1 protein-coding gene is annotated in these 627 nt (G+C 70.0%); it reads right to left on the minus strand.

Annotation, left to right across the window (positions count from 1 at the left end):
- Window positions 1–390 (minus strand): IS110 family transposase (locus ABD831_RS22215; protein ID WP_344952296.1); only part of this gene is annotated, 390 nt, incomplete at its 3' end.
- Between the last annotated feature and the right edge of the window lie 237 nt (window positions 391–627).

Raw genomic sequence — 627 nt, forward strand, 5'->3', positions numbered from 1 at the left:
CGCTGGTCGTCGCGGACCACGGGCCGCAGCCCGGCCATCCGGGTCCCGACGAGCGCGACCGAGTGCGCGTCCGTGGCGTCGGTCCTGCGGGCCCTGACCAGTCGCGAACACCCGGGCCCGAGCCGACAGCTTCGGTGGGACGTCGACGACCTGCTCGCCGGCGGCGATAAGCCGGTTCGCCACATGCCGGCCGATCCCGTTGCAGCCCGCCACGGCCCAGGTCCGCTCCGGCCACTGCCGAGCATCGGCGAGCATCGCGGCGAACCCAGCGACGTCGGTGGCGAACCGGCCGCCGCCGAGCACGCTCTCGTCGCCGGTCATCACCTCGATCGTGACGCTGCGCTTGTGCGGGTCCATGCCGATCACGACCGGACCTTCCTCGACGTTCACCACGCCTCTCCCTTCACCTCGAACCAGCCAGTTGGTCGAGCGCGGAGGGCACCGCTACTTCCGGCAGCGCATTCCCTTCTTCAGCCTCTCCGGCCCTGCGGTGCCCGAGCCGGCGCATGCCAAATGAGAGTCACGACCCGAAGGAAGGACAGCCGCTGATGTGAGCGACCAACCCGGGCACCTGAACCGAGCCTGCGCAGGCACCGGTCCTACCGTCAATGAAACAAGTAGCCGCTG

The sequence above is a fragment of the Terrabacter ginsenosidimutans genome, assembly GCF_039539425.1.
Classification (GTDB): Bacteria; Actinomycetota; Actinomycetes; order Actinomycetales; family Dermatophilaceae; genus Terrabacter; species Terrabacter ginsenosidimutans.